The organism is Nocardioides sp. (assembly GCF_041600255.1).
Lineage (GTDB): Bacteria > Actinomycetota > Actinomycetes > Propionibacteriales > Nocardioidaceae > Nocardioides.
Window position 1 is genome coordinate 1 of the sequence record NZ_JBFIKK010000155.1, and the last position, 7011, is coordinate 7011.

At 70.7% G+C, this 7011-nt stretch carries 6 protein-coding genes; 1 reads left to right on the forward strand and 5 read right to left on the reverse strand.

Features of this window, described 5'->3' with window-relative positions:
• Window positions 1-63: 63 nt before the first annotated feature.
• On the reverse strand, window positions 64-531 hold the full coding sequence (locus ABZE72_RS14865; RefSeq protein WP_372729811.1) for a cell division protein CrgA: 468 nt from the start codon (window positions 529-531) through the stop codon (window positions 64-66).
• 124 nt (window positions 532-655) lie between these two features.
• Between ABZE72_RS14865 and ABZE72_RS14870 the strand changes: the two genes are divergently transcribed.
• On the forward strand, window positions 656-1387 hold the full coding sequence (locus tag ABZE72_RS14870) for a DUF881 domain-containing protein (RefSeq protein WP_372729812.1): 732 nt from the start codon (window positions 656-658) through the stop codon (window positions 1385-1387).
• Here the strand turns inward: ABZE72_RS14870 and pknB are convergent.
• The 4 genes from pknB to ABZE72_RS14890 form a co-directional block, all read right to left on the reverse strand.
• A complete protein-coding gene (gene pknB, locus ABZE72_RS14875) occupies window positions 1329-3176 on the reverse strand; it encodes a Stk1 family PASTA domain-containing Ser/Thr kinase (protein WP_372729813.1) in 1848 nt (615 codons plus the stop codon). The genes ABZE72_RS14870 and pknB overlap by 59 nt on opposite strands.
• 18 nt (window positions 3177-3194) lie before the next feature.
• Window positions 3195-4799: a serine/threonine protein kinase gene (locus ABZE72_RS14880; RefSeq protein WP_372729814.1), complete on the reverse strand. Its 1605-nt coding sequence runs from the start codon at window positions 4797-4799 to the stop codon at window positions 3195-3197.
• The gene (locus ABZE72_RS14885; protein WP_372729815.1) at window positions 4796-6265 is read right to left on the reverse strand and encodes a peptidoglycan D,D-transpeptidase FtsI family protein; all 1470 of its coding nucleotides are present in this window, start codon (window positions 6263-6265) and stop codon (window positions 4796-4798) included. Before ABZE72_RS14885 ends, ABZE72_RS14880 begins: the two co-directional genes overlap by 4 nt.
• Window positions 6262-7011, reverse strand: a 750-nt coding sequence (locus ABZE72_RS14890; RefSeq protein WP_372729816.1) for an FtsW/RodA/SpoVE family cell cycle protein, incomplete at its 5' end; no start/stop codon positions are given. The genes ABZE72_RS14890 and ABZE72_RS14885, both read right to left, overlap by 4 nt.

Consider the following 7011-nt stretch of genomic DNA (forward strand, 5'->3'; position numbering starts at 1 on the left):
CAGCGGTCTGGGGGCAACCACAACTGGCAGGTCAGCGGTCTGGGGGCAACCACAACTGGCAGGTCACTCCCAGCGGGTGGCGAAGGTGAAGCCGACCGCCATGAAGGCGATCCCGACCAGCAGGTTGTACTGACCGAGGTCGTTGAAGATCGGGAGACGCGAGGTGTCGTCACTGATCACGTAGAACGTGCAGATCCACAGCAGGCCGAGCAGGAAGCAGCCGAGCATCCCGACCACGACCCCGCGACCGACGCCCAGCGGGGTGTCCGGGTGGGCCGAGACCATCAGGCCGACCATGAGCAGGCCGAAGCCGATCAAATAGTTCCAGTTCTCGATGTCGCCCATGAATCCGGGGCCGCCGGCCTTCGGCGCGGGCAGCACCGTCGGGTCCACCCGGACGACCACGTAGTAGAACGTGATCCAGGCGATGCCCAGTACGACGAGCAGGAGCGCCAAGACCGTCCGCACCGTGAAGAACGGCGGACGCTGGGGTGCCAGGAAGTCGTGGTCCTTGGCCTTCTGCTTGGACACGGGGTACTCCTCGAATCGACGCGTGCTGCCCATGACGTGCCGTCATGGGTCCCGGGCTACCTTAGTAGCCGTGACCCCCGGTACTCACGCACGGCCCGCACAGGACGAACACCCTCGTCCGCATGTGGCGCGCCGTACCCGCCGCCCGTGGCGGATCGGGACCCCGGTGGTGGTGCTGCTCTGCGGCGGACTCTTCGTGGTCAGCGCGAACAACAGCCAGGGCACCGACCTGCGGCCGGGCCGCTACACCGACCTCGCCTCGCTGGTGCGCAACGAGGCCCAGGACTACGAGAAGCTCAAGCAGCGCGTCGCCTCGCTGAACGCCGAGGTCGCGCGGCTCACCGACTCCGTGCAGGACCGGCAGGTCAGCCGCTACCAGGACCGGATCGAGAAGCTCAAGGATCCCGCCGGGCTGGCCCCGCGCAGCGGCCCGGGCGTGACGGTCGTGCTCTCCGACGCCCCGGAGAGCGTCATCAACGCGACCACCCAGAACCTCAACTTCCTGGTCGTCCACCAGCAGGACATCCAGGCCGTGGTGAACGCGATGTGGAAGGGCGGCGCCCGCGCCGTCACGATCCAGGGCCAGCGGGTGGTCAGCACCACCGGCATCAAGTGCGAGGGGAACGCCGTCCAACTCCAGGGCGTGCCCTACTCACAGCCGTACGTGATCCAGGCGATCGGCGACCAGGCGGACCTGATCAACTCCCTCGACTCCGACGACTACGTCCAGCTCTACCGGGCGCAGGCGGCCGACCCGGAGATCTCGGTCGGCTGGTCGATGGCCTTCGAGGACAACCTCACAGCCCCTGCGTACGACGGGTTGCTCGACCTGAGCTACGCGGCTCCCCTGGGATGACGGTCGAGCGCGACTGCTGACCGATCCCGGCCACCGGGGTCTCCGAGGGGGACTCGGTGGGGGTCTCCGTGGGCGTCTCGGTCGGCGAGGGCTCCTCGGTCGGCTCCTCGTAGGCGGAGACCACGATCGTCACCGTCGACCCCTCGGGGGCGGTCTGACCGTCCTCGGGGCTCTGGTCGATCACCGTGCCCTTGGGTTCTGTGGTGGCCGTCGACTCCACCACGCGCGGCTCGAAGCCGGCCTCCTTGATGATCCGCTCGGCCTCCTTGCGCTGCAGACCGACGACCCCGGGCACCTGCTCGGGCCCGTCGGAGTAGAAGACCGTCACGGTGGCGCCCTCCGGGACGCTCTGCCCGGCCTCGGGGTCGGTGCCCAGCACCTGCCCCTGCGGCTGGTCGGACTCGCGTTCGCGCAGCTTCACCTTCAGGTTGGCGTTGACCAGCGTCGAGCGGGCGGACTCCCGGTCCTGGCCGGCCACCGAGGGCACCGCGACCAGCGGCTTGCCGGTGGAGACGACGAAGTCGACGGCGGTGCCCGGGGCGACGTACTGGGCCCGGTTCGGGTCCTGGCTGATCACCTTGTCCTTGCCCACGTCGGAGTTCGCCTCGTAGTCGACCCGGCCCACCGACAGGTTGGCGTCGCCGATCGCGCGGCGGGCCTGGTCCTCGGTCAGGTTGATCAGGTTCGGGACCGAGACCTGCTCCGGCGGGCTCTCGAACATCCGCGGCATCAGGTAGGCCGCCCCCGCGATCAGCAGCACCAGCAGGAAGGCCAGGGCGACCAGCAGGCCGGTGCGCGAGCTGCGCTCCTCCTCCTCGGCGTACGCCGTGGGCGTGGGGGTGGTCGGGGTGAAGTTCGTCGGCGCGACCGGCAGCGGCGGCACCGAGGGGATCACGCTGGTGGCCTGGGTGGGCGGCGGCGGGGGCGGGGCCGCCGCCTGCAGCGGCCGACCGGCCAGGAAGCGCTCGATGTCGCTGCGCATCGCCGCGGCGGACTGGTAGCGGTCCTCGAGGCGCTTGGTGAGCGCCTTCATCACGATCGCGTCGATCTCGGGCGGCAGCGAGGTGTCGTGGTCCGAGGGAGGGGTCGCCGGCTCCCGGACGTGCTGGTAGGCGACCGCCACCGGGCTGTCGCCCACGAACGGCGGGCGACCGGTGAGGAGCTCGTAGAGCAGGCAGCCGGCCGAGTACACGTCGGAGCGGGAGTCCACGGTCTCGCCGCGCGCCTGCTCGGGCGAGAGGTACTGCGCCGTGCCGACCACGGCCGCGGTCTGGGTCATCGTCGAGGAGGCGTCGCTGATCGCCCGGGCGATCCCGAAGTCCATCACCTTCACGTCGCCGCTCGGGGTCAGCATCACGTTGCCGGGCTTGATGTCGCGGTGGATGATCCCGGCGCGGTGGCTGTAGTCGAGCGCGGAGAGCACACCGCTGGTGATCTCCAGGGCACGCTCGGGCAGGATCTTGCGACCCTCCCGGATGATGTCGCGCAGGGTCCGGCCGGCGACGTACTCCATCACGATGTAGGGCTGGGCGATGCCGTCGGCGGTCATCTCCTCGCCGGTGTCGTAGACCGCCACGATCGCCGGGTGGTTCAACGACGCCGAGGACTGCGCCTCGCGTCGGAACCGCGCCTGGAAGGTGGCGTCGCTGGCCAGGTCGGTGCGCAGGCGCTTGACCGCCACCGTCCGCCCCAGCCGGGTGTCGATGCCCTTGCGTACCTCGGCCATGCCTCCGCGGCCCAGGAGCTCACCAAGCTCGTAGCGGCCGCCGACGGTCTGGGGGTTGGTCATCTCCGGGAAACCTTCACCTTAATTGTTCGGGGATGCACTGGCGCTGGGGGACGAGGACGGTGCTGCTGCTGGTGACGAGGAGGGTGAACTTCCACTGGTGGGCGAGGAGGAGCTCCCGGCTGCCGGCGAGGACGACGGGGAGGACGAGGGGGAGGAGCTGGTGGCGGTCTCGGTCGGTGTCGGAGGTGCCGTGGTCTCGGTCGGGCTGGGCTCCGGCTCCTCGGCCGGCTTGCCCCAGTAGGAGACGGTGACCTCGTCGCCCTCCTGCAGGGTGCCGGACGGGTTCACGCCCTCGACGGTGTCCTCCTGTTCGTCGCCGGGGTTGTCGAGCTTCTCCTTGCGGACCCTCAGGCCGAGGTCCTTCAGCTCCGACTCGACCTCCTTGACGTCGCGGCCGATGTAGTCGCTCTCGTCGACCTCGATCCCCGCGTCCTCGGTCGGCTCGGTGGTCGCGGTGGTCGGGGCGGCGCTGGGCGTGCGGGTGCGGTCGTCGGTGGGGGTGGCCACCGGGTCGTCGTCCATGGTGAACAGCAGGTAGCCCACGACCAGGGCCAGCGCGAGCACCAGCGCCACCAGCACCGCGACCCACCCGTTGCCGCGCGGCCGGACCGGGGAAGCCGGTGGCCGGGACGGCGAGGTCGGCGTGGGAGCAGGGGTCGGGGTGCCGGCGGTGGCGGCCGGCATCACCTGGGTGGAGGACGCGTCCGCACCCGCCGCGGCGGCGGCACCGGCGGCGCCGGCAGCTGCACCGGCGGCCAGCGGCGGCGCGTTCCGTACGGCGGTGGCCGGGTCGCGCAGGGCCGCCGCGAAGGCGGTCGCGTCCGGGAAGCGGTCCTCGGGGGCCTTCGACAGCGCCCGTCGTACGACGGCAGCGAGGTCCGCGGGGACGTCGCCGGGCAGCTCCGGGACCGGCTCGCGCAGGTGGGCCAGCGCGGTGGCCACCGGGGAGTCGGCCACGAACGGGCGCTTCCCGGCCAGGCACTCGTAGGCCACGACGCCCAGGGAGTAGACGTCCGAGGCCGGGGTCGCGGAGTCGCCGCGCGCCTGCTCGGGGGAGAGGTACTGCGGGGTGCCCATCACCTGGCCGGTCTCGGTCAGCGCCATCCCCTGGGCGGCGCGGGCGATGCCGAAGTCGGTGATCTTCATCTGCCGGTCCGGGGTGACCAGCAGGTTGGCGGGCTTGACGTCGCGGTGCACGATCCCGGCCGCATGCGCGGCGCCGATCGCGTCGGCGGCCTGGGCGAGCAGGTCCCGGGTGGCCTGCGGGTCGAGGGGGTGCCCCGGGCGCAGCAGCGCGGAGAGCGGCTGGCCGTCGACGAGCTCCATCACCAGGAACGGTCGGTGCACGACCGACTGGTCGGTGCCCTCGGCCTCGCCGAAGTCGTAGACGGCGGCGACGTTCGGGTGGTGCAGCGAGGCGGCGTGCCGGGCCTCGGTCTCGAAGCGGGAGCGGAAGCGGGCGTCGTCGGCGTACTCGGGCTTGAGCAGCTTGACCGCGACCTCACGGCCCAGGGTGGTGTCGGTGGCCTTCCAGACCTCGCCCATCCCGCCGGTCGCGATCCGCGACTCCAACCGGTAGCGGTGCGCGTCGTCGGCGTACCCGTGCGGGCTCTGCTCGGTCATCGCAGCACCGCCTCCATCACGGACTTCGCGATCGGGCCGCCGAGCAGGCCGCCGGCGATCTCGCCGCGGGCGACGTCGGCGCGCTGGATCATCACGGCCACCGCGACTCGAGGGTCGTCGGCGGGCGCGAACGAGATGAACCAGGCGTACGGCGGCGCGTCCTCGATCCCGGACTGGGCGGTCCCGGTCTTGCCGGCCACCTGGACGCCCGGGATCGCGGCCGGGGAGGCCGTGCCGGAGTCGACGGTGGCGACGAGCAGCTTGGTCAGCTCGGCGGCGTTCGCGGGCGACATCGCCCGGGAGAGCTCGCTCGGCTCGGTCTTGTCGAGCACGTCGAGCTCGGGAGACTGGACCTCGTCGATCAGGTAGGGCCGCATCACGGTGCCGTCGTTGGCGATCCCCGCCGCGACCATCGCCATCTGCAGCGGCGTGGCCTGGACCTCGAACTGGCCGAAGCCGGCCTGGCCGACCTGGGCGTCGTCCATGTCGGTGGGCATGTTCGACTGCGCCTGCGGTCCGAAGTCCTTCAGGTAGGTGCTGTTGAAGCCGAAGGCCTCGGCCTGCTTGACCAGCGCGTCCGCTCCGAGCTCGTTGGCCAGCGCGGCGAACGTGGTGTTGCAGGAGTTCTCCATCGCCTGGGTGAACGGGATCCGGCCGCTGCCGCAGTCGCGGCCCTCGTTGTCGATCACGCCGGACGGGCTGTTGCCGGTCAGCGGCAGCTGGTACGTCGCACCACCCGGCACCATGTCGCTGGCGGTGTAGTTGCCGGACTCGAGCGCGGCCGCCGCGGTCACCACCTTGAACGTCGATCCGGGGGCGAGCCGGGTCTGGATCGCCCGGTTCAGCAGCGGCTCGTCGGGGTCGTTGTTGAGCCGCTCGTAGGAGTCGCTGACCTTGGTCAGGTCGTGCGAGGCCAGCAGGTTCGGGTCGTAGGTCGGCAGCGAGACCATCGCGAGGATCTTGCCGGTGCTCGGGTCGAGCGCGACCACCGAACCCTGGACGTTGCCGGGCAGCGCGGAGAGACCGTCGAAGGCGGCGCTCTGGGCGGCGGCGTTCAGGGTGAGCTGGACGTTGCCGCCCTTGGAGGCGTTGTTGCTCAGCAGGTCGACCAGCTTGGTGACGAAGAGCCGGGAGTCCTCGCCGGAGAGCACCGGGTTCTGCGCCTTCTCCACCCCGGTCTGGCCGAAGTAGGAGAACCACCCGGTGATCGGCGCGTACTTGAACGGCTGCGGGTAGGTGCGCTGGAACTTGAACCGGTCGTCGGACGGCACGCTCTCGGCGACCGGGGTGCGGCCGACCAGGATCGCGCCCCGCTCCCGGGCGAACGACGACTCGATCACCCGACGGTTGCGGCCGTCGTCGTTGAGGTCGCCGGCCTTGTAGTACTGCAGGTAGGTGGCGTTGGCCATCAGCGCGACGAAGAGCAGCAGGCAGAAGACGGCGATGGTGCGGATCGGCTTGTTCACGACAGCTTCACCACCTGGGTCGACTCCATGTCGGTCTCCGTGTCGCTCGTCCCGGACAGGTCCGGGATGGGACGTCGGGCCTGGTCGGAGATCCGCAGCAGGAGCGCGATGATCACCCAGTTGGCGACCAGTGACGAACCGCCGTACGACAGGAACGGGGTGGTCAGACCGGTCAGCGGGATCAGCCCGGTGACGCCGCCGATGACGACGAAGACCTGGAGGGCCAGCGCGCCGGCGAGACCGGCGGCCATCAGCTTGCCGAAGCCGTCCCGGCAGATCAGCGCCGCCCGCAGGGCACGCTCGACGATGAGGCCGTAGAGCAGGATCACGGCGATGACGCCGGTGAGCCCGAGTTCCTCGCCGATCGCGCCGAGGATGAAGTCGGACTCGGCGAACGGGATCCGTTGCGGGGAGCCCTCCCCGAAGCCGCGGCCGATCAGCCCACCCCAGGCCATCCCGAACATCGACTCGACGATCTGCCCGCTTCCGGGGGTCTTGTCGAAGTAGGGGAACGGGTCCAGCCAGATGTTGACGCGGTTCTGGACGTGGCCGAAGAGCTGGTAGGCCATGAAGGCGCCGGCGAAGAACATGGCTCCGCCGACGACCAGCCACCCCGGTCTCTCGGTGGCGATGTAGAGCATCACCAGGAACAGGCCGAAGAAGAGCAGGCTCGAGCCCAGGTCCTTCTGGCGGACCAGGATGCCCAGGCTGACCAGCCACATCGCCACGATCGGGCCGAGGTCGCG